Source organism: Deinococcus sonorensis KR-87 (assembly GCF_040256395.1).
Classification (GTDB): domain Bacteria; phylum Deinococcota; class Deinococci; order Deinococcales; family Deinococcaceae; genus Deinococcus; species Deinococcus sonorensis.
Map to the genome: position 1 here is coordinate 1906039 of NZ_CP158299.1, position 19482 is coordinate 1925520.

Consider the following 19482-nt stretch of genomic DNA (forward strand, 5'->3'; position numbering starts at 1 on the left):
GAGCATGAACGCCGTCTTTCCCGGAAGCTTCGACCCGATCACCAACGGGCACATGGACGTGCTGACCCGCGCGGCCAAGATCTTCGATCACGTCACGGTGACGGTAATGCACAACGCCCGCAAGCAGGGCCGCCATCTGTTCAGCCTGGAGGAACGGCTGGCGATCCTGCATGAGGCCACCGCCCAGCTTCCGAACGTCAGCGTGGACAGCTTCAGCGGCCTGCTGGTGGACTACATGCGTCAGCAGGGCAAGGGCATCATCGTGCGCGGCCTGAGGGCGGTCAGCGACTACGAATACGAGCTGCAGATCGCGCACCTCAACCGGCAGCTGGGCGAGGTGGAGACGGTCTTCATCATGGCGGCCACCCGCTGGAGCTACGTCTCGAGCAGCATGGCCAAGGAGATCGCCAGCTACCGGGGCGAGATCGGGAGCATGGTGCCGCTGGCCAGCGCTGAGGCGCTGCGCCGCAAGTACGCCGAGCTGGAAGCCGGCCGCTGAAGGCAGAAGCTCCACTCCATTGTCTGATCCTTTAGACTAAGGGTGGATCAGCCGGGACAGGTACCGCGCATCCAGGTCGCTGGCCCGTCGGGCTGGACCGGCCTGGGTGCCCCGCATCATCGGCTGACCCTGACCCCCCTCTGCTGCGTTGCGCCGTCCTCCGGGGTCTGTGCTGAGCTGGGCTGGCCGCCCCCCGGCCGCCGGCCCCCGGACCGCGCCTCACTGCCTCAGAGGGAGCCTGCATGCCCGTACCACTCCATCCGACCCTGCCGCCGGCCCAGCCGGGCGGCCTGGACAGCACCGCCTTCGTCCGGCTGGATTTCAGCGTCACCACCAACCCCTACGGTCCCAATCCGCTGCTGATGCGGGCCGTTCAGACCGCCGATCAGGCCCGCTTTCCGGACCCGCAGTATCGCGAGGCGCGCAACGCGCTGGCCCGCCTGCACGGGGTCAAGCCGGCCTCGGTGGTGCCGGGGCTGGGCGGGCCTGAACTGCTGCACCGCATTGTGCGCGGGTACCTGCCGCAGGGCGGGCGGGCGCTGAGCGCCGGAGCCGCCAGCCGTGAGTTCACGAGGGCCGTACAGCTGGCGGGCGGCACCCTGGAACCGCTGCCGCCGGCCGAACTGGCCGCAGCGCTCCGGTCGGACGTGCAGCTCGTCTACGTGGGCCACCCGCACAACCCCACCGGCCATACCTACACGGATGAGGTGCTGGGGCAGCTGCTGGTGGCCTGTCAGGCGAACGACACCCTGCTGGTGCTGGATCAGACCTACGCGCCGTTTGTTGGGCTACGGATGCCGCCGCTGCATTCGCATCTGGTCACGGTGTCGTCGCCGGGCCGGGCCCATGGCCTGCCGGGACTGCGGCCCGCCTACGCGGTGGCGGCGCTGGAGACGGCCACCGCCCTGTGGAATCTGGCGCCCGCGTGGCTGCTGCCCGCCGCCACCGCCGCGGTTCTGGCCGCGCTGCCGCAGGCGCAGACGCACCTCAATGAGACGCTGCCGCTGGTGGACGAGGATGCCCGCGAGCTGGCCCGGGCGCTGGCGCGGGTGGGCCGGGTGGAGCACCACGGCACCCCTTTCCTGACGGTGCAGCTGCCTGACGCAGCGCGCGTGGCGCAGGCGCTGCTGGACCGGGGCCTGCGGGTGCGCGAGTGCAGCGACCTGGGCCTGACCGATACCCTGCGCATCTCGGTGCGGCGGCCTGAGGACAATGCGACACTTCAGAACGCGCTGCTCAGCGTGCTGGGCGGGGTGCGCAGCTAACGGCTACACGCTCTCCAGGCTCAGCCGCTGCATCAGGCGGCCCACCGCGTCCAGCTCGTCCTGGTGGATGGTGTGGCCCAGGCCCGGATAGATGCGGGCGTCCATCCGGGCGCCCAGGCTCCGGAACACTTCCGCGCTCGCCTGGAAGCGCTCGTCCGGAATGTGCGGGTCGTGGTCGCTGTTGCCCATAAAGACCGGGGTGCCTTGCAGGTCGCCGTGGTGGTCCAGGGTCAGCAGGGCCCCGCTGTACACGAACACGCCGCCGTAGCGCTGCGGATGGCGCGCCACGTACTCGCTCACCAGGCAGGCCCCCTGGGAGAAGCCGCCCAGCATCACGTGGGCCGGTGGAATGCCGGCCCGCTCCAGGTCCGAGAGCAGGGTGTCCAGCCGCTCCAGCGCCTGATCCAGCTGCGGCTGGTTCTGCTCCAGCGGGGCCAGGAAGCTCTGCGGATACCAGCTGTTGCCGCTCGCCTGCGGGGCCAGCACCGCGTACACCGACATGTTCCACTGCTCGCTCAGCTGCAGGATGTCGGCGGCGGTGCCGCCCCGGCCGTGCACCAGCACCAGCGCCACCCGGGTGTGGTGCGGGGCCCGCCCCGACTGCCGCAGGTCCGGGTCGCGGAACGTGACCGGCTGGCCCTCGCCGGTCTGACCGCCGCCCAGCACGCTGCCCGATTCGCGGTTGACGATGCGCGGCAGCCGCCGCTCGATGGCCTCGCGGTGACCTTCAAACCAGCGCGGCAGGCGCAGGTGCTGCCCCAACTCAGCCACCGGTTCGTCGTCCGGGAACCCGGGGGCGTCGGTGGCGATCTCAAACAGCACGCCGCCCGGCTCGCGGAAGTAGATGCTGTGAAAGTACTGGCGGTCCTGCACCGGCGTCGCCGGGTAGCCGGCCGCCCGCAGTTGCGTCAGGTACTCGGCCTGCTCCGCGTCGTCCACGGTCCGCAGCGCCACGTGATGAATGCTGCCGGCCCCGAACTGTCCCTTTGGCTGGCCGGGCCGTTCCACCGCGTCCACATACAGCCCCACTCCGGCGCCCGCGCCCTGAAAGCGCACCCGCAGCCCATGAGGGTCCGGCTCGCGGCCCACCTCCGTGAAGCCCAGCTGTCCCACCAGCAGGTCGCGGACCGAATCGGCGCTCTCCACCCACAGCGTCACGCTGTGAAAGCCGCGCAGGGCATGCTCTGCCGGCACCGGTGCGTCGGCCCACGGCTGCGGCACGTTCAGCCCGTCGTCAGCCACCAGATCCACCCAGGTCCCGTCCGGGTCTTCCACCGTCAGCACCGGCTGTCCGAAACGTTCGGTCTGCTGCGCGTTCAGGTGCGCCAGCCGCTCGCGCCAGAAGTCCAGGCTGGCCCGGCCCACGCTGTAGGCGGTGCCCACCGCCTCGCCGTTGCCGCGCCGGCCCCGTTCCGCATGCGGCCAGGGAAAGTGGGTCATGACCGTGCCGGGGCTGCCCACCTCGTCGCCGTAGTACAGGTGATAGGTGCCGGGATCGTCGAAGTTGACCGTCACCTTGACCAGCCGCTGGCCCAGCAGCACGCTGTAGAAGTCGATGTTGCGCTGCGGGTCGGAGGCCATTACGGTGACGTGGTGCAGTCCCTGAACTGGCTGTGTCATGCCGGCATTAGGCCGTTTGATGTGAAGCGGTTGTGTGTCACGCCTTACCTTGAGGCGTGGCGGCGGGCGTGGTCAGCGAGTGGCCCAGTTTCCGGGACAGGGCGGCCAGTGTGGCGAGTTCCTGCGGCGTGAGGCCGGAGAACACCTGCACGATACCGGCCACGTGAGCCGGCAGCAGCGACACGATCAGCTGCTCACCCCGCTCAGTCAGCGACACGGTCATAATCCGCCGGTCACGCAGATCGCGGGTGCGGCGCACCAGCCCGTCTCGTTCGAGGTTGTCGATCACCATGGTCAGGTTGCCGCTGCTGCGCAGGATCTTCTCGGCCAACTGACGCTGGCTGAGCGGGCCGAGATGGTGCAGCACCTCCAGCACGCCGAACTGGCTGATGGTGAGGCGGTGGGCCGCCAGATGCCGGTTGGCCTGGACCTCCACCGCGTGGGCGGCCCGCCAGACCTTGATGTAGGCGTCCAGTGCAGCCCGTTCCTCTGGCGTGCCGTCGTAACGTGTGGGCATAGGTGACTGATCTTACAGGTTCGGAGCAGCCGGGCGGCCCCAAACTTAGCGGATGGTCAGCTCGGTGTCCAGCCACATCAGCACCCGTTCCTGGGGGCGCGGCAGCTGAAAGCTCAGCTGGGCCGCCTGATCGGCCGCCTGCTGGGCAAATTCCGGCAGCGGGCCGTGGCGGGCCGGCGTGGCGGTCCAGGTGGGCGCGTCGTAGGGGAGCCCCGCCAGCTCACAGGCGCGCTCGATGCCGGTCTGCAGGTCGCCCAGGCCGTCCACCAGGCCCAGTTCCAGCGCGTCGGCGCCGCTCCAGATGCGCCCGCGCCCCAATTCGTCTACCCGCGTCTGGGTCAGGCCACGTCCCTCGGCCACCCGCAGGGTGAAGCGGTCGTAGACCTCCATGATGCTGCGCTCCACATAGCCGCGCTCTGTGTCATTGAAGGGCCGCGCGCCGCTGTACATCAGGGCCTGATCACGGCGGGCCACGCCTTCCGGATTCAGCCCCTGCCGGCGGTTGAACTCCTCCAGCACCGGCTTGCCACTCACCACCCCGATGCTGCCGGTGATGGTGTAGGGACTGGCGATCACCTGCTGGGCGTGGGCCAGCACGTAGTACCCACCCGAGGCGGCCACCGCGCCCATCACCGCCACCACCGGCTTCTCGCTGGTCCGGACCTCACGCCAGATCAGGTCCGAGGCCAGGGCGGAGCCGCCGCCCGAATCCACGTACAGCACGATGGCGCGGGTCTGTTTGTCCTGCTTGGCCCGCTTGAGGGCGGCCACCACCGTGTCCGACCCGGCGGTGCGGCCGCCCAGCAGCGGCAGCGGATTGTTGCGGGACTTGCCGGTCACGATATTGCCGATGACCGGCACGATGGCCACCCGGCCCCCCTTGCGTCCACCCTGAGCCGCCGGCTTCAGCAGGTCCAGCACCGCCTCCAGCGGCCGGGACGCCGGGCCGATCAGCTCGTCCTCGTACGCGACCCGGTCCAGCATCCCGGCCTGCTGCGCCGCCGCCGCCGAGCTGAGCGGGCGGTCCAGCCACGCCTGGGCCTGTGGCTCGCTCACGCCTCTGGCCTCGGCCAGCTCCTGCACCCACTGCCGCTCCATGCTGTCGAGCAGCGCGGTCAGCTGCTCGCGGTTGTAGGGGTCCATCTCGGCGTCACTGAAGCGGGTCAGCGCCGACTTGTACTCGCGGATCCGCAGGTTCTCGAAGGCGATGCCGTGCTTGCGCAGCAGTTCGCCCAGGTAGGTGATCTCCATGCCCAGACCCAGCACGTTGATCTCGGCCGACTCGGGGGCCGCCACCTCCTGCGCGCCGGACGCGGCCAGCAGCGCCGGCATGCTGATGGTGGGCAGCCACGCCACGGTGCGCTTGTGCTGGCTGAGCCGCTGGAAGGCGGCACGCAGCGAGGCCGAGGTGCTGAGCCCGCCGCTGTACTGCCCGAAGCGCAGCAACACGCCGTGCAGCCAGCTGGCGTCGGCCAGACGCTCCAGCCGGGCGGTCAGCGCTTCCAGCGTCTCCTGCCGCGACAGCAGGGCGGCCAGCGGAGTGCCGGGATTCAGCGCCGGATAGTCACCGGCGATGTCCAGCACCACCCAGGTGGGCTTACTGACGCCCTTGGGCAGCGAATCGGCACCGGAGCGGGGCAGAAAAGGAAGGTTCATGGTGTCAGGGTACGTCCGGCAGGTGAGGAAGGTTCCCCGGAGCGCTGGGCGGCCGGACGGCCCAGGCGGGCACCCATCCGCACAGCGCGGCGGTGGAGTTCGTCGGCCAGCCGGGGCGACAGCTGCGCGTGGGCCGCTTCGGCAAACAGGGCCAGCCAGCGTTCCAGGTGGGCGGCGCTCAGGCCCAGGTCGCGGTGCGCGGCATTCAGGTCGCCGCGCCAGTGCGGGCCGTCTCCCAGGACCATCCGCCAGAAGCCCTGCACCCGGCGCAGGTGGTCCGGCCAGTCATGGACGTGCCGGGCGAACACCGGTCCCAGCAGCGTGTCCTGACGGCAGCGCCGGTAGAAGTCGTCCAGCAGGGCGGCCAGCACGTCCGGCCCGCCGATGGCCTCCAGCAGGCTGGCCGGCTGTGGCGAGACAGCGGGCAGCGTCTCCAAGAACCGGGCTAGCACCGCCGGAGGCAACTCAGTCCCAGCAAACCCCCAGGATGGTCCCAGCCGCCACAGCACCGGTAGTCCGTTCAGCTGGCTCTCGGTGCTCAGGGTCGGGGCTTCCAGGCACAGCTCGCCGTCCAGCTGAACAGTCAGGGTCAACCGGGTCCAGATGACCTCACCATCCAGGCGGGCCGCCCCCACCCGGCCGCCCGCGGCCCGGCCCAGCAGCGCCGCGCCACTGCCCCAGCCCAGCACCGGCAGCTGCATCCGCAGCGCCCTGGAGGCGAGCTGCAGCAGCGCCCAGCGGTCCGGGCGATCCTGCACATCGGCCACCGGGCCGCCGTCATGCGGCAGCAGAAGGCCCGCGGCGCCGTGCAGACTGGCCGGGTCCTCAGCGACCGGGTTCAGCAGCGTGGCGTGCGGGCACAGGTCCGGTAGCGGCGCGGTGGTCAGCAGCCGCAGCATCCGGCGCTCAGTTCAGGGTCTTGATGTAGGCCAGCAGGTTGGCGACGTCGGCGTCGCTGACCTGATCCGGGCTGAACTGCGGCATCGGGGGGTTGAGCTTGCGGTCCGGCGCCTGGCGCTCGCGCAGCGCGAGCTGGAACTGATCGAGCGTCCAGCTCTTGGGGCCGTCGGCCACGTTGAGCGCCGGGCCGATGCCGCCGCCTCCGTTGGCGCCGTGGCAGCCGGCACAGCTGGCCGACGCGAACACCGCGCGTCCCTGCTCGGCGTTCCCGACCGCCTGGCTGTTCTGTCCGCTCGGCTGCTGCCCGACCGACGTGCCGTCGGTGGGCGCGGTGGGGGCCTTGCCGGTGCCCGCGCCGCTGCTGGCGCCTTCGGTCTGGTTGCCGCTGGCGTCGGCCGGAGCCTGGGTGTTGCTGGCGGTGGTGGTGTCGGGCGACACCGGTGCGGTGGCCGGCTCGTTGGACGTTTCCTTGGAGGCCTCACTGGCAGCCGACGAGATGGAGGCGGCCGGCTGCTCCTCGCGGGTGGCGATCCGGTAGCCCAGGATGCTCCCGCCCAGCGTCAGCGCCAGCAGCACGGTCATCGAGACGGCGAACGTGTTCTTCATATGTGTCAGGCTAGCACAGGCCCCCAGGGGCGTTTGTCGCCCTGGAGCCGCATCTTTGCCGGGTGTGAAGGGCCGTCAGCCGGCGCGCTCATCCAGCTGCAGCAGGGCCGTGAGGCCGTGCAGACACAGGCGGCGATAGCGCTCCAGGTCCGGGTCCGGGTCCGACAGAAAACGCACGCTCAGCCCGTCCACCATGGCCCGCAGCTGCCACGCCCGGTCATCGGCGCCCGCCTCGCCCGGCAGCCGCGCCAGCGCCAGGTCCAGCCGGTGCGTCTCGTCCACAAAGGCGCGCTGCACCTGCATCAGCGCCGGGTCGCGGGTGCTGGCCGCCAGGAAGTCCAGGTAAACCGTGTAGAAGCGCCGGGTGTTGGCCAGCCCGTAGAACTGGTTCTCGACGTAGGCTTCCAGCTTGGCCTGGGGCGTCACCGCCTGCCGCAGTGCCCGGCGGGTCGCCACCGCGATGGTCCGCACGAAGCGGCGCATCACGGCCGCCAGCAGGCCCTCCTTGCTGCCGAAGTGGTAGACCAGCGTGCCCTTGCTGACCCCGGCCTGCCGCGCGATGTCCGAGAGCGTCACGCCCGCGTACCCCTGCTCGAAGATGGCCAGGTAGGCGGCCTGCTCCAGGCCGGCGCGGCGCTGACGGTCCTGGATCGGGTTGACCTTGCGCGCCACACCGCGAGTCTAGCAAGCGCAGCGGGACAGGGGTTTTCCCTGTCCCGCTGCATTGGGCGCCTCTCCTCAGGGGGTGCTGGGCGTACTGGGGGTGCTCGGCGTGCTGGGCGTCTCGGTGTCCTCGGCGGGCGTGTCGAGCTTGACCACGTCCGGCACGGTGGTGATGCGGATCTTCCTGACCTGGGCGTCCAGGTACTTCTGGGCGGCCTCGCGGCCCAGCTGATCGCGGATGCCCGCCTGCACGTCGGCCAGCGGCGCGAGGCCGGCGGCCGTGCGGCTGCTGACCAGCAGCACGTGCCAGCCGAATTCGGTCTGCACCACCTGCGGGGTGTTGAGCGGGCCGGTGAAGGCGGCCTTGTCGAAGGCGGCCACCGTCTCACCGGGCGCCAGGCACCCCAGGTCGCCGCCCTGCGCCGCGCTGCCGGGGTCCTTGGACTTCTGCTTGGCGAGGTCCTCGAAGCTGCTGCCGCCCTTGAGCTGCGTCACCACGGTGTTGGCTTCGGCCTGGGTCGGCACCAGGATGTGCTTGGCGCAGGCCTCGGCCTTCTTGGTGAAGTCGGCCTTGTGCAGGTTGTAGTAGCCGGCCACCACCGCGTCGCCGAAAGTGAAGCGGCCCTTCAGGGTGTCCAGAAAGTTGCTGTACACCGCGCTGCTGGTCAGCGAGCTGCGGAAGGCGGCCTCGTTGGCGTAGCCGCTGGCCTGCAGGGCGCTGGTGAACTCGGTGTCGTCGGTGAAGCCCTGACGCGCCTGGGCCACGTCGGCGTCCACCTTGGCGGGGTCAGCCTGCACGCCCGCCTTGGCCGCCAGCTGCAGCACCGCGCGCTCCCGCACCAGCTGATCGAGCAGCTGCGGCCGGTACTGGTTGAAGTACGGCAGCACGTCGTCGGAGAGCGGCACGCCCTGACCGTTCACGGTGCGCGCCACCGCCTCGCGGAAGTACGCCTCAAACTGGCCCAGCGTGACCGTCTCGCTGCCGACCGTCCCCACCGTGGTGGCCGGGTCCTGTGCCGGGGTGCTGGGGGTCTGGGCCGGCGCGGCAGGCGTGCTGGGCGCGGTCTGGGCCGGTGCCGCCGGGGTGCTCGGCGTGGTCTGGGCCAGCACGGCCCCGCCGGCGACGAGGGCCAGGGTCAGGAAGATTGTTTTCACCCGCCCACTCTACCGTACTGTCTCCCGGCGGGCGGTGAACATGGGCTGAGCCAGGGCCGCTCCGCGTTCAGCTCTGCAACACGCTACAATCCTGCCCGTGCCGTTGCGCCTTGAAGCCACCCAGGATGCCCATCTCTATGACGACGCTGTGCGCTCGTTGCCCATCACCAGCGCCCTGCAGGGCTGGGGCTACGGCGAGGCCCGGCGCGTCCTGGGCCAGCAGCCGCTCCGATACCTGATCCGCGACGGCGGCCGCACCGTGGGGGCGCTGCAGCTGCTCCGCAAGACCCTGGTGCCGGGGTTCAGCACCCTCTACGCCCCGCGCGGCCCGGCGCTCGAGTCGCTGGACCTGCTGCCGGAACTGGCCGGGGTGATCCGTCAGGCGGCGCGGCCGACCGACGTGCTGGTCAAGATCGAGCCGCCCGTGCCGCTGCAGGAGACGGACATTCCGGCCAGCCACGGTCGCTGGCAGCGCGCCGAGGCCGAGCAGCCGGAACATACCATCATCAGCGACCTGAGTCAGCCGGAGGACACGCTGTTCGCGGGTCTGCACAGCATGGCCCGGCGCAACGTGCGGGCCGCCCAGAAGTTCGGGGTGACGGTGGGCCGCGACGACCAGTTCCAGGACTTCTGGGACATCTTCACGGCCACCAACGAGCGGGCCCAGCTGGGCGCCTTTCCGCGCCGCTACTACGAGACGATGCTGCAGGAGGGCAGCCGCTACGGCGGCGAGGCTTACGTGGTGCTGGCCCGCCACGAGGGCCGGGCGCTGGCGGGCGGCTTCTTCCTGACGATGGGCGCGGGCACGTATTACCTGTTCGGCGGCAGCGTCCGGGACGACCGGCCCACCGAGACGGGTGAGCCGCGCAAGGACGTCAAGGCGCCCACCGCCTTCTACTGGGGGGCGATGCTGGACGCCCGGGCGCGCGGCTACCAGCTGTTTGACTTCTGGGGCATTCCGCGCCGGCTGGACGAGGAGAAGCACAGCTTCGGTATCTACCGCATGAAGGAGAATTTCGGCGGGACGAGGGTGTGGTACCCGGCCTACAGCCTGCCGCTCAGTCCGCTGGCGCCGCTGATCACCCGGGCGCTGCGGACGCGCAAGACCCGCAACAACCTCAGGAGGCGCGGCAGTGCCGATGATGTGCTGTAACCGGCGGCCTGCGTGAGTGTGGCCCATGACACGCCGCTCGCGCTGTTCGGGTACCCGCCGCAGGTGGGACGGAGCCTGAGGGACCTGGGCCTCACGGCCGTCACGGTGCCGCCCGGTCCGCTGCCGGACGTGCTAGAGGCGTGCGCCACCCTGCGCTACAGCGGAGCGCTGGTGCATCCGACCCTGCAGGCGGAGTTGCTGGGCCATGCAGAGCCGGACAGCGCGGCGCGCCGGGCCGGCCTCGCCGACGCGCTGGCCTTCGCCGGGGGCGTTCAGGCTACCTACACCCTGCCGGACGCGCTGCTGGACGCGCTGGAGCAGAGCGGCTACCCGGTGCGCGGCGCCAGGGCGCTGCTGCTGGGCGTGGGCGCCGATCTGCAGGTGGGCGTGACGCTGACCCGGCTGGGCCTCAGCAGCGTCACGCTGGCGGCCAGCACGCGGCCGCTGGCCGAACAGCTGGGCCGCGAGGTCCCAGCCGGCCTGCTGCTGGGCGCGGTGTCGCGCTCGGACCCGGCGCTGCCCGGCCTGGCGGAACGCGCCGATCTGATCGTGCTGACCGCCGGCAGCGTGCCGGCAGGTCTGCTGCAACCGTTTCATGCGGTGCTGGACCTCACCGGGCGGGCAGGGGCGGCCGCTCGGCAGGCGGGCGCCACCCTGGTCCCGCTGGCCGCGTTGCCGGTTCTGCGACTGGCCCGGCGGCTGCTGCATGCCACCGGCGTGCGCTTCGTGCCGGACGCGCTGGAGCCACTGACGACGCTGCTGGATTGAGTTTTTAGGAGAGGTCCCGGCAGGATGGGGCAGTGACCCGATGCCCGCTGCTCACTAAGGTGTCGGGGGGTAACCGCGCTGTTCTGGGCCACCAAGATCCTGACCACCGGCATAGGGGAGACTGCCTCGGGGCTTCTGACGCGTCGACTCGGCCCACTGTCGGCCCCAGCACCGACTGGCGCAGTGTGGATGCTATGCACCCAGTTCTTCTTGGACGATGCGGTGGTGAGCTTGTTGGGTTTGGACTGTGTCCGCGGTACTGACCACGTGGTGCCGCCTGGAGTGGCCCTCAGGAGCGTTGGTCAGCCGTCATGAAGGCAAAGAGAAAAGACCGGGTGGCCCGGTCCTTGCAAGCGCTGCTTTCTGTTACTTGCTGAGCTGACCGATGATCGCGAACATCGGCAGGAACATGCCCGCCACGATCAGGCCCACGATGGCGCCCAGGAACACGATCATTACCGGCTCAATGGCGGCCGTGAGGCCCTCGACGGCTTCGTCCACCTCGCGCTCGTAGAAGTCGGCGACCTTGCCGAGCATGGTGTCCAGGCCACCGGTTTCCTCACCGATCGAGACCATGGAGACCACCATCGGCGGGAAGATGTTGCTGGCGGCCAGCGATCCGCTCATCTGCTCGCCCACCATCACCACGTTGCGGGCATTCTCAATGGCGTTTTCGATCACGGCGTTGTCGGCAGTGCCCTTGGTGATTTCCAGGCTCTCGATGATGTTCACGCCGCTGGCGAGCAGCAGGCCGAAGGTGCGGGTGAACGACGCGATGGCGCTGCGCTTGAGCAGCGCGCCCATCACCGGCAGCCGCAGCTTGAGGGTGTCGATGATCAGGCGGCCCTTGGGGGTCTTGTAGTACTGCCGGTAGGCCACTACCACGGCCGCCACCACCAGCACGATGACCCAGCTCTTGTGCTGCAGGAAGTCGGCGGTGGCCATCAGGCCGCGCGTGATCAACGGCAGCGGCGCGCCCAGCTGGGTCAGGATGCCGCCGAACTGCGGCACGATGGTGGTGAGCAGGAAGTAGGTGATGGCGACAGCGAACACCAGCACGATGACCGGGTAGGTCAGGGCGCTCTTGAGCTTGCCCTTGAGCGCCAGTTCCTTCTCCTGGAAATCGCTAATGCGTTCCATGATCGCGTCAAGCGTGCCGGAGGTCTCGCCGGCACGGATCAGGTTGATGTACAGCCGGGAGAACACCTTGGGGTGCTTGGCGATGGCCTCCGACAGCGGCGTGCCGGACTCCACGTCAGTGCGGACAGCCTTGAGCACCGTCTGGAAGCTCTTGTCCTCCAGCTGGCGCTGCATGATGGACAGCGACTGGACCAGCGGCACACCCGCGTTGATCAGGGTGGCCATCTGCTTCGAGAAGATCGCCACCTGCTTGAGGCCCGGCGGGCGGTCCGAGAGGAACGGAATCTTGATGTCGGCATTCAGGCCGGTCTTGGCCGCCTTGATCTCGACGATCATCAGGCCCTTGGAGCGCAGGTTGTCGCGCACCGCAGCCAGACTGTCGGCCTCCAGCTGCGAGCTCATGATTTTCCCGCTGCGGTCCCGAACGCGATATTCAAACACGGCCATGCGAGTCAGTATAATGAGGGCGTCTTGCAAGTTGCTTACGCAATTTCGCATCTCCACGGTGCCCCATGATCCAGATCCAAACTTCAGCCCAGGATGCCCTGACGGCGGCGCTGCAGGCACTTCAGGCCGGCCAGGTGGTCGGCTACCCGTCCGAGACCGTCTGGGGCCTGGCGGTGTTGCCGGGTCATCCGGAGGCGCTGGAACGCCTGTACCAGCGCAAAGGCCGCGACCCGCTCAAGCCGGTGCAGCTGTCGTGTCAGGACGCGGAGCTGGCCCGCGAGTGGGTGGCGCCGGACCAGCCGCTGTTTGAGCGGCTGACGGCGTGGTGGCCGGGACCGTTGACGCTGCTGGCCCGTGCGCGGCCCGGCTGCCCGCCGGACCTGGCCCCGGACGGCGTGGTTGGCCTGCGGGTGCCGGACCATCCGCTGGCCCAGGCATTGCTGCAGGCCGCGGGCGGGGTGCTGGTCACCACCAGTCTGAATCCCAGTGGCGCACCTCCCGCTGTGAGGGCGGCTCAGGCGCAGCAGTACGGGCTGGCGGACCTGCTGTTTGGCATTGAAGATGACGTGGGAACGGTCGCCGGCCTGGCCAGCACCGTCATCGACACCCGCAGCGGGGTGGTGGTGCGGCGCGGGTCGCTGCTGCCGCCACTGCCGGAGCTGCGCTGATGCCGGCGGCCACAGCGGTCACGCCCGAGCAGCGAGCGCGCCACGAACTGCTGGGTGCGGCGCTGCTGGCGGCGGGCCGACCGTTGACCGTGGCCGAACTAGCGGAGCTGCTCGGAGTGGACGCGGAAGCGACCGCCGCGCTGGTGCAGGGCTATGACACGGCCCTGCAGCAGGTCGGGGCTGGATTCCGGGTCGAGGCGGTGGCGGGCGGCTTCCGGCTGGTGGTGCCGTCCGCGCTGGCCCAGCAGCTGGCCCCGATCCTGGCCCCCCGGCCGCTGCCGGCCCTGTCGGGGGCGGCGCTGGAGGTGCTGGCGGTGATCGCTTACCGCCAGCCGGTCACGCGCGCAGAGATCGAGGCGATGCGCGGCGGCAGCGCCAGCACCGTGCTGACGCTGCAGGAGCGCGAACTGGTCAAGGTGGTGGGCCGCTCCGAGGCGGTGGGCCAGCCGCTGCTGTACGGCACCACCGAGCGCTTCCTGATGGAATTCGGGTTGCTCAGCCTGCAGGACCTGCCCACGCTGGACAGTCAGGACTTCAGCCACCTGCTGCGCGGGTAGTGGCCACCTGTCGCACGGCCACCCCCATTGGGCCGGTGGGTTGTGGGCCACGGCAAAGTGTGACAGAACTAAAGCCTCCGGGACTGGCCGGACGCGTCTGCGCAGGCCAGCATCATCTTTGGCTCGACCCGCTTTCCCTGGACCCATGACCAAGACCACCGCGACCCTTGAAACCTTTGACTTTCTGGAACTGCTCGTCATGCTGGCCGAGGGCCGCCGGACCGGCGTCCTGCGGGTCTTCCGCGAACACGAATTCCAGGCCTGGCTGCGTGACGGGCGCATCATGCACCTGCAGTTCGGGGAGCTGGTGGGCGTGCCGGCGCTGGTGGCGCTGTTGAGCGACCCGCGCGGGCACTTCAACTTTGACGAGAATCTGTTGCATCCGGCCCCGCTGATGGACCACCAGATGGAGGACGTGGCGCTGGAGGCCCTGGCCAGCCTGCCGGTCCCGGACCTGGTGCTGCAGGGCCCGGCCCGCATCGCCGCGCCGGAACGGGTGGCCCGCATGTCGTGGTCGCTGCGCGAGGAGAACGTGCTGCGCGAGGTCGCGGCCGGCACACCGCTGTCGCAGCTGAGCCAGGACCCGCAGGCGCGCCAGCTGCTGGGCCGGCTGGCGCGCCTGGGCCTGCTGGTGGCGCGCCGCTCCCGGGTGGCGCGGCTCACGGTGGCCATGACCCACGAGGTTCAGGGTGTGGGCGTCGTCAACGAAAGCATCCTGCGCCGCTGGCGGGAGGATGTCGGCAAGCACGTCTCGCACGTGGCGGTCCGCGACACGGTGGGCGAGGTGCACAGCGTGCCGGTGGTGGGCAGTGCCAGCGCTGCCGCCCTGCTGCTGCTGCCGCCGGAGCTGATGCTGAGGACCCAGATGCATGCCGGAGACGCGGTGCTGGTGCGTCCGCTGTAGGCCTCTTGCACCGGATCTGTATTAGCCTGCCGTATGGCATTCACCTGGGGCATTCTGGGCGCGGCGCGCATTGCGCGCGCGCTGATACCGGCAATCCGTGAGGCGGGCGGCGAAGTGGTCATGGTCGGCTGCCGCGATCAGGCGCGCGGCGAGGCCTTCGCGCGCGAGTGGGACATTCCGCAGGTCGGCCGCTACGAGGACCTGCAGCACGCCGACCTGGACGCGGTCTACAACCCGCTCCCCAACGACCTGCATCTGCCGTGGTCGCGCCGGATGCTGGAGGCCGGGCGGCACGTCCTGACCGAGAAACCGATGACCCTGAACGCCACCGAGGCGGCCGAACTCGCGCGGGTGGCGGGCGAGCAGGGCCGCGTGCTGCTGGAAGCGCTGGCCTACCGCTTCGCGCCGGGTGCCCAGGAACTGGTGCGGCTGGTCCGGGCGGGCGAACTGGGCGAGATCCGGCAGGCCCAGGGGGCCTACGGCTTCACGCTGAGCAATCCGCAGGACTTCCGCTGGCATCCGGAACAGGGCGGCGGCGCGCTCTACGACGTGGGCGTGTACGTGCTGAGCCTGATGCGGCTGCTGCTCGGCGAACCGCAGGCGGCCAGCGCCCGTGCCCACTGGTCGGAGGGCGGCATCGACCTGACGCTCAGCGGGGTGCTGGACTACGGCGAACACGGGCCGCTGGCCTCCCTCAGCTGCGGGTTCGAGTGGAAGCATCACCAGTCGCTGCAATTGATCGGGAGCGAGGGCACGCTGCAGATGGACAGCCCTTACGACAACCACCCCAAGCTCAGCCGCATGACCGTCAACGGAGAGGAGCGCACCATCCCGGGGGCTAACGGCTATGCCCTGATGGTGCAGCACTTTCAGCGGGTGGCCGCAGGCGAGGAGCCGGCCCTGTACCCGCCCCAGCAGGACGCGGTGGCGCAGGCGCAGGCGCTCGACGCGCTGCTGGCGTCGGCACACCAGGGACGGCGGGTGCCGGTGGGAGAAGGCTGACATGAAGCGGGCGGCACTCGGGGCGCTGGCGCTGCTGGGCGTGGTGGCCCTGTGCGGCTGTGGCCCGGTGCGGTATCTGGGACAGGCGGCCCTGGGGCAGCTGAACCTGCTGCGGGTCGCCCGGCCGATCCCGGAGGTGCTGGCCGATCCGGCCACGCCGCCGCTGGTGCGGACCCGGCTGCTGCGGGTGCAGGACGTGCGTGCCTATGCCGTGTCGGACCTGGGCCTGCCCGACACCCGTGCCTTTCGCAGCTACGCGGACCTGGGCCGGCCCTTTCTGGTCTGGAACGTCTTCGACGCGCCGCCATTCTCGGTGACGCTCAACACCAGCTGTTTTCCGGTGGTGGGCTGCGTGCCGTACCGGGGCTACTTCTCGCAGGCCGCAGCCGAGCAGGAGGCCGCACGGCTCCGCGGGCGGGGCGACGACGTGTCGGTGGGCGGCGTCAGCGCCTACAGCACCCTGGGGCGCCTCCCGGACCCGGTGCCGTCCACGCTGCTGGCCCAGGGCGAAGACGAGCTGATCCGCACCATCATCCATGAGCTGGCCCACGCGGTCATCTATGTGCCGGGCGACGCCGACTTCAATGAGTCCTTCGCGGTGGCGGTAGAAACAGCCGGCTCGGCGCGCTACCGCGCGGCCCGTGGCCTTCCGCCCGAGGACCGCAGCGCGGCCCAGCAGCGCTCGACGCAGGTCAATGCCCTGCTCCTGAGCGCCCGCGACCGGCTGGCCACGGTGTACGCTGCCACGCAGCCGGACGCCTGGAAAGAGGGGCGCAAACGGCAGGTGCTGGACGCGGTGCGGGCCGAGTACGCCGCGCTGAAGGCCAGCTGGAACGGGTATGCCGGCTACGACCCCTGGTTCGAGGACACCCCCAATGGCCTCAACAATGCCCTGCTCGGCTCGGTAGCTGCCTATGCCGACCATGTGCCGGCGTTCCTGGCCCTGCTTCAGCGGCTCGGCGGCGATTTTCCGGCCTTCTATGCGCAGGTGAAACACTGTGGAGCCCGTCCGGCGGCGGAGCGGGTGCCGTGTCTCGGGCTAGACTCCCCGAATGAGTGATGCGGTGAGGGTCGGCGAGGTGGCGGGGCTGCCGGAGGGCAGCCAGACGGAGGTTCAGGTAGACGGGCGCAGCGTGGTGGTGGTGTGTTTCGAGGGGCAGTACTACGCGCTGCGGAACAACTGCAGCCACAAGGACTTTCCGCTGCTGGGCGGCGAGGTCAGCCGGGGCCGCATCACCTGCGAGAAGCACGGTGCCCAGTTCGAGCTGAGCAGCGGCAAGGCCCGCACCCTGCCAGCCGTCAAGCCGGTTCAGATGTACACCACCCGCGTCGAGGACGGGGTGGTGTACGTGCAGCCGCTCTAGCCGCTACTGCGGGTCTTCGCCCTGGCCCGGCAGGCCGTCCGGGTGGGCAACGTCATGCACGGCGCTGCGGTCCTCGGCGCGCGGCTGGCCGGCCCGGTCCTGCAGCGACACGTCCACCTCCGGCTGGTCGCTCGCGCTGCCGATGGTGCTGCCCAGCCCGCCCTGATCGGCCGGCGCGGGCACGCCACTGGGGCGGGTGCCGTCCGGCGCGCCGCCAGTGGTGCCCAGCGTGCTGTCCTGCAGCGTACTGTCGGTGTTGCCGCTCGGAACGCCCCGGTCGTCCGTGCCGGTCACGGGTGGTCGCTCCGGCCGGGGCCGTGCTCCAGTTCCGATTCCAGCGGCGACCCTTCCTGCAGGTCGGCGGCGCCGTCGGTCGGGTGAGGCGGGACCATTTTGCTGGGCGGCGTGTACCCGGGGTTGGGGTCACGGTCCTGCTCGCGCGTCACCATCGCGCCCGCCGGGCTGTTCACGCTCATGCCGGCGCCGGCCACCAGCAGGTCGGACTCGCCGGTGCCCAGCTGCTCGTCCGGCTCGGCCCCAGCGTAGTCGGCGTCCTTCGGCTGCTGAGCCATGGCATTCGGGTCACGGGTCGCGAGTTTGGCATTCGGGTCTTCGGTCATGTGGACCTCCTGTACCCTTCAGTCTGCCGGGTGCGGCAGATGTGCAGGCTGAAACGACCCTCAAGGCGTCCGCAGCTGGTGCTTAACGGGGGTTGAGCTCGGTCAGAAGCTGCACCACTGCCGTGTGCCCTTCCTCGCTGGCGAGCGACAGGGCGTCGCGGCCGTCCTCGGTCTGCATCAGCGGGTCTGCGCCCCGGTCCAGCAACACGCGCACCAGCTCCAGGTTGCCGTTCTGGGCCGCCGCCATCAATGGGGTGAAGCCGCCGTGCTGCCGGGCATCCACGTCGGCACCGTGCGCCAGCAGCAGCTCGGCGAGCTCGGTGTGGTTGCCGGCGGCGGCGGAATGCAGTGGCCGGACCTGCATGGTGTTCTGGCTCGGCCGGTCCACGCTGGCCCCCAGCCCGATCAGCTCGGCGGCCAGATCGGTGTGGCCAAAGAAGGCGCACAGCCCGAGCAGGGAGAAGCCGTCCGGGCTGTCCTGATGCAGCAGCTCCGGGTGCGACATCAGCTGCTCGCGCAGCCGTGGGCCCGCGCCACAGGCGGCCGCTTCATGCGCCGAGACCGGCGCGCCCAGGTCCATCAACAGCTGCGCCATCTGGGGCCGCTGATAATAGGCGGCGAACAGCAGCGGCGTCAGTCCGCTGGGGCTGCGGGCGGTGAGCAGGTCCGGCAACGCTTCCACCAGGTCGGTGACGGTGGCCGCATCGTTGGCCTGGATCGCCAGAAACAGAGCAGAGGCGGACATCTGCCCAGCTTATACCGGCCCAGTCGCGGGGCGCGGCTGCCGGTCCGGGGGCGTTCCGGCGTGGTGAGCCTGGACCGCTTCCTGGTTGCCAGTGGAGGAAGCTCGGGAGGGATTGCCTTACCGCCGCTGAGCGCGCGGGGCCGGTGGGGCGGCCCGGCCGACCTGCCAGACCCACCACAGCAGCAGCGGTTGCAGCGGCAGCCGCGCCCACAACACCCAAGCCGGCACAGGAAAGCGCTGCGCGTGCTGCGCCATCTCCACGTTGGCCGGAAACACCGCCACCAGCAGCAGGCCCAGGCCCCAGCGGGCGGCCGGGCGGGTGGCGGGCAGCAGCAGCCCCAGGCCACCCAGCAGTTCCGCCACCCCGCTCAGCAGCACGGCGGCGCGGGCGGAAGGCACCCAGGCCGGAACGATGCGCTCAAATGGTTCGGGGGTCGCCAGATGCAGGGTTCCGGCCCCCACGAACAGCGCGGCGCACAGCAGCAGGGCAGGTGAACGGGGCATGGCCCAGTCTGCCCGGCCCGGCCCCTGCCCGGCTGTAGTCTGGTCCATGCTTCGGGGCAGGGAAGACCCGGTGATGACGGCGCCCGTGCCCCGCGAGCGCCGCGTCGGTTTAGCCGTGTTCAGGCTGGCTGCGCTTCGCCCAGCGCGGGGGGTTCGTGGCGTCCCCGCACCTTGCGGCTTTCCAGATCGGCGTGCAGCGTCAGGTAGCGCAGCCAGCCTTTCTCCGACAGGTCGCCCAGACCGTTGTGCGGCAGGGTGGTGCCGGGGGCGGGCGGGCGCTGCTCCAGTCGCCTTGCGGCGTCGATGGTGCGGGCGCGGGTGGTGGAGAACGCCTGCAGCAGCGCGTCCCAGCTGCTGTCTTCCTCCGGCAGGTAGCTGCGGTGGCTGTCCAGTTCGAGCAGTGGGCTGCCGCTGATCAGGTGTTCCAGCCGCGAGGTGCCCCAGCGCTCAATGCCGATGATGTGCCGCAGCACCCGGCGGTTGTGGTCGCTGTCGCCGGCCCGGGTGACCCGGGCGGTCAGCTGGGGGCCGCTGCGCTCCAGCGCCTGACGCAGCTCCGCATGGCTGCGGCTGGCGGCCGGACGTTCCAGCGTCTGGCGCACGAAAAAGCCCTGCACGTCCTCCCGGCGTCGGCTCGCCGCCACCGCTCCGGCCGCCGCGCCAACGGCGGCCACGGTCACGACGGCGGGCACCCAGACGTTCTTCGCTCTGCTCATGCCTGAAGTGTAG

Annotated in this window: 23 protein-coding genes; 10 read left to right on the forward strand and 13 right to left on the reverse strand. The window is 70.4% G+C overall.

The window, feature by feature from the left end; translation table 11 throughout:
• Positions 1-4 precede the first annotated feature (4 nt).
• Entirely contained in the window at positions 5-499 is a 495-nt protein-coding gene (coaD, locus tag ABOD76_RS14650) for a pantetheine-phosphate adenylyltransferase (protein ID WP_350242705.1), read from the forward strand.
• Positions 500-741: 242 nt separating this feature from the next.
• Positions 742-1764 (forward strand): aminotransferase class I/II-fold pyridoxal phosphate-dependent enzyme, encoded by a 1023-nt coding sequence (locus ABOD76_RS14655; protein ID WP_350242706.1) that lies wholly within the window; start codon positions 742-744, stop codon positions 1762-1764.
• A 3-nt stretch (positions 1765-1767) separates the two neighbouring features.
• Here ABOD76_RS14655 and ABOD76_RS14660 read toward each other — a convergent pair whose 3' ends face one another.
• The 7 genes from ABOD76_RS14660 to ABOD76_RS14690 form a co-directional block, all read right to left on the reverse strand.
• On the reverse strand, positions 1768-3384 hold the full coding sequence (locus ABOD76_RS14660; protein ID WP_350242707.1) for a VOC family protein: 1617 nt from the start codon (positions 3382-3384) through the stop codon (positions 1768-1770).
• A 37-nt stretch (positions 3385-3421) separates the two neighbouring features.
• Positions 3422-3901 (reverse strand): MarR family winged helix-turn-helix transcriptional regulator, encoded by a 480-nt coding sequence (locus tag ABOD76_RS14665; protein WP_350242708.1) that lies wholly within the window; start codon positions 3899-3901, stop codon positions 3422-3424.
• Positions 3902-3946: 45 nt separating this feature from the next.
• The gene (locus ABOD76_RS14670; RefSeq protein WP_350242709.1) at positions 3947-5557 is read right to left on the reverse strand and encodes a S49 family peptidase; all 1611 of its coding nucleotides are present in this window, start codon (positions 5555-5557) and stop codon (positions 3947-3949) included.
• A complete protein-coding gene (locus ABOD76_RS14675; RefSeq protein WP_350242710.1) occupies positions 5554-6456 on the reverse strand; it encodes a globin in 903 nt (300 codons plus the stop codon). The genes ABOD76_RS14670 and ABOD76_RS14675 overlap by 4 nt, the downstream gene beginning before the upstream one ends.
• Before the next feature lie 7 nt (positions 6457-6463).
• On the reverse strand, positions 6464-7063 hold the full coding sequence (locus tag ABOD76_RS14680) for a c-type cytochrome (protein WP_350242711.1): 600 nt from the start codon (positions 7061-7063) through the stop codon (positions 6464-6466).
• 75 nt (positions 7064-7138) lie between these two features.
• Entirely contained in the window at positions 7139-7735 is a 597-nt protein-coding gene (locus ABOD76_RS14685; RefSeq protein ID WP_350242712.1) for a TetR family transcriptional regulator C-terminal domain-containing protein, read from the reverse strand.
• Positions 7736-7801: 66 nt separating this feature from the next.
• Positions 7802-8881: a peptidylprolyl isomerase gene (locus tag ABOD76_RS14690; protein ID WP_350242713.1), complete on the reverse strand. Its 1080-nt coding sequence runs from the start codon at positions 8879-8881 to the stop codon at positions 7802-7804.
• A 97-nt stretch (positions 8882-8978) separates the two neighbouring features.
• On the opposite strand from ABOD76_RS14690, the gene ABOD76_RS14695 reads away from it, so the two are divergent.
• Positions 8979-10034: a lipid II:glycine glycyltransferase FemX gene (locus tag ABOD76_RS14695; protein ID WP_350242714.1), complete on the forward strand. Its 1056-nt coding sequence runs from the start codon at positions 8979-8981 to the stop codon at positions 10032-10034.
• Between the two features lie 12 nt (positions 10035-10046).
• Entirely contained in the window at positions 10047-10802 is a 756-nt protein-coding gene (locus ABOD76_RS14700; RefSeq protein WP_350242715.1) for a shikimate dehydrogenase, read from the forward strand.
• Positions 10803-11168: 366 nt separating this feature from the next.
• On the opposite strand, the gene ABOD76_RS14705 is transcribed toward ABOD76_RS14700, so the two are convergent.
• Positions 11169-12389, reverse strand: a complete 1221-nt coding sequence (locus tag ABOD76_RS14705; RefSeq protein WP_350242716.1) for a type II secretion system F family protein — start codon at positions 12387-12389, stop codon at positions 11169-11171.
• Between the two features lie 65 nt (positions 12390-12454).
• Between ABOD76_RS14705 and ABOD76_RS14710 the strand changes: the two genes are divergently transcribed.
• The 6 genes from ABOD76_RS14710 (at position 12455) to ABOD76_RS14735 (ending at position 16884) form a co-directional block, all read left to right on the forward strand.
• Positions 12455-13057, forward strand: coding sequence for an L-threonylcarbamoyladenylate synthase (locus ABOD76_RS14710; RefSeq protein ID WP_350242717.1), 603 nt, complete (start codon positions 12455-12457; stop codon positions 13055-13057).
• A complete protein-coding gene (gene scpB / locus ABOD76_RS14715; RefSeq protein ID WP_350242718.1) occupies positions 13057-13614 on the forward strand; it encodes an SMC-Scp complex subunit ScpB in 558 nt (185 codons plus the stop codon). Before ABOD76_RS14710 ends, scpB begins: the two co-directional genes overlap by 1 nt.
• Before the next feature lie 145 nt (positions 13615-13759).
• Positions 13760-14518 (forward strand): DUF4388 domain-containing protein, encoded by a 759-nt coding sequence (locus ABOD76_RS14720; RefSeq protein ID WP_350242719.1) that lies wholly within the window; start codon positions 13760-13762, stop codon positions 14516-14518.
• A 33-nt stretch (positions 14519-14551) separates the two neighbouring features.
• On the forward strand, positions 14552-15520 hold the full coding sequence (locus tag ABOD76_RS14725; RefSeq protein ID WP_350242720.1) for a Gfo/Idh/MocA family protein: 969 nt from the start codon (positions 14552-14554) through the stop codon (positions 15518-15520).
• 1 nt (position 15521) lies between these two features.
• The gene (locus ABOD76_RS14730) at positions 15522-16580 is read left to right on the forward strand and encodes an aminopeptidase (RefSeq protein WP_350242721.1); all 1059 of its coding nucleotides are present in this window, start codon (positions 15522-15524) and stop codon (positions 16578-16580) included.
• Positions 16573-16884: a Rieske (2Fe-2S) protein gene (locus ABOD76_RS14735; protein WP_350242722.1), complete on the forward strand. Its 312-nt coding sequence runs from the start codon at positions 16573-16575 to the stop codon at positions 16882-16884. The genes ABOD76_RS14730 and ABOD76_RS14735 overlap by 8 nt, the downstream gene beginning before the upstream one ends.
• Positions 16885-16887: 3 nt before the next feature.
• Here ABOD76_RS14735 and ABOD76_RS14740 read toward each other — a convergent pair whose 3' ends face one another.
• The 5 genes from ABOD76_RS14740 to ABOD76_RS14760 form a co-directional block, all read right to left on the reverse strand.
• A complete protein-coding gene (locus ABOD76_RS14740; RefSeq protein ID WP_350242723.1) occupies positions 16888-17178 on the reverse strand; it encodes a hypothetical protein in 291 nt (96 codons plus the stop codon).
• Positions 17175-17504, reverse strand: a complete 330-nt coding sequence (locus ABOD76_RS14745) for a hypothetical protein (protein ID WP_350242724.1) — start codon at positions 17502-17504, stop codon at positions 17175-17177. The genes ABOD76_RS14740 and ABOD76_RS14745 overlap by 4 nt, the downstream gene beginning before the upstream one ends.
• Before the next feature lie 82 nt (positions 17505-17586).
• On the reverse strand, positions 17587-18249 hold the full coding sequence (locus ABOD76_RS14750) for an ankyrin repeat domain-containing protein (RefSeq protein ID WP_350242725.1): 663 nt from the start codon (positions 18247-18249) through the stop codon (positions 17587-17589).
• Positions 18250-18366: 117 nt separating this feature from the next.
• A complete protein-coding gene (locus ABOD76_RS14755) occupies positions 18367-18753 on the reverse strand; it encodes a DoxX family protein (RefSeq protein WP_350242726.1) in 387 nt (128 codons plus the stop codon).
• A 119-nt stretch (positions 18754-18872) separates the two neighbouring features.
• A complete protein-coding gene (locus tag ABOD76_RS14760) occupies positions 18873-19469 on the reverse strand; it encodes a DinB family protein (protein WP_350242727.1) in 597 nt (198 codons plus the stop codon).
• Between the last annotated feature and the right edge of the window lie 13 nt (positions 19470-19482).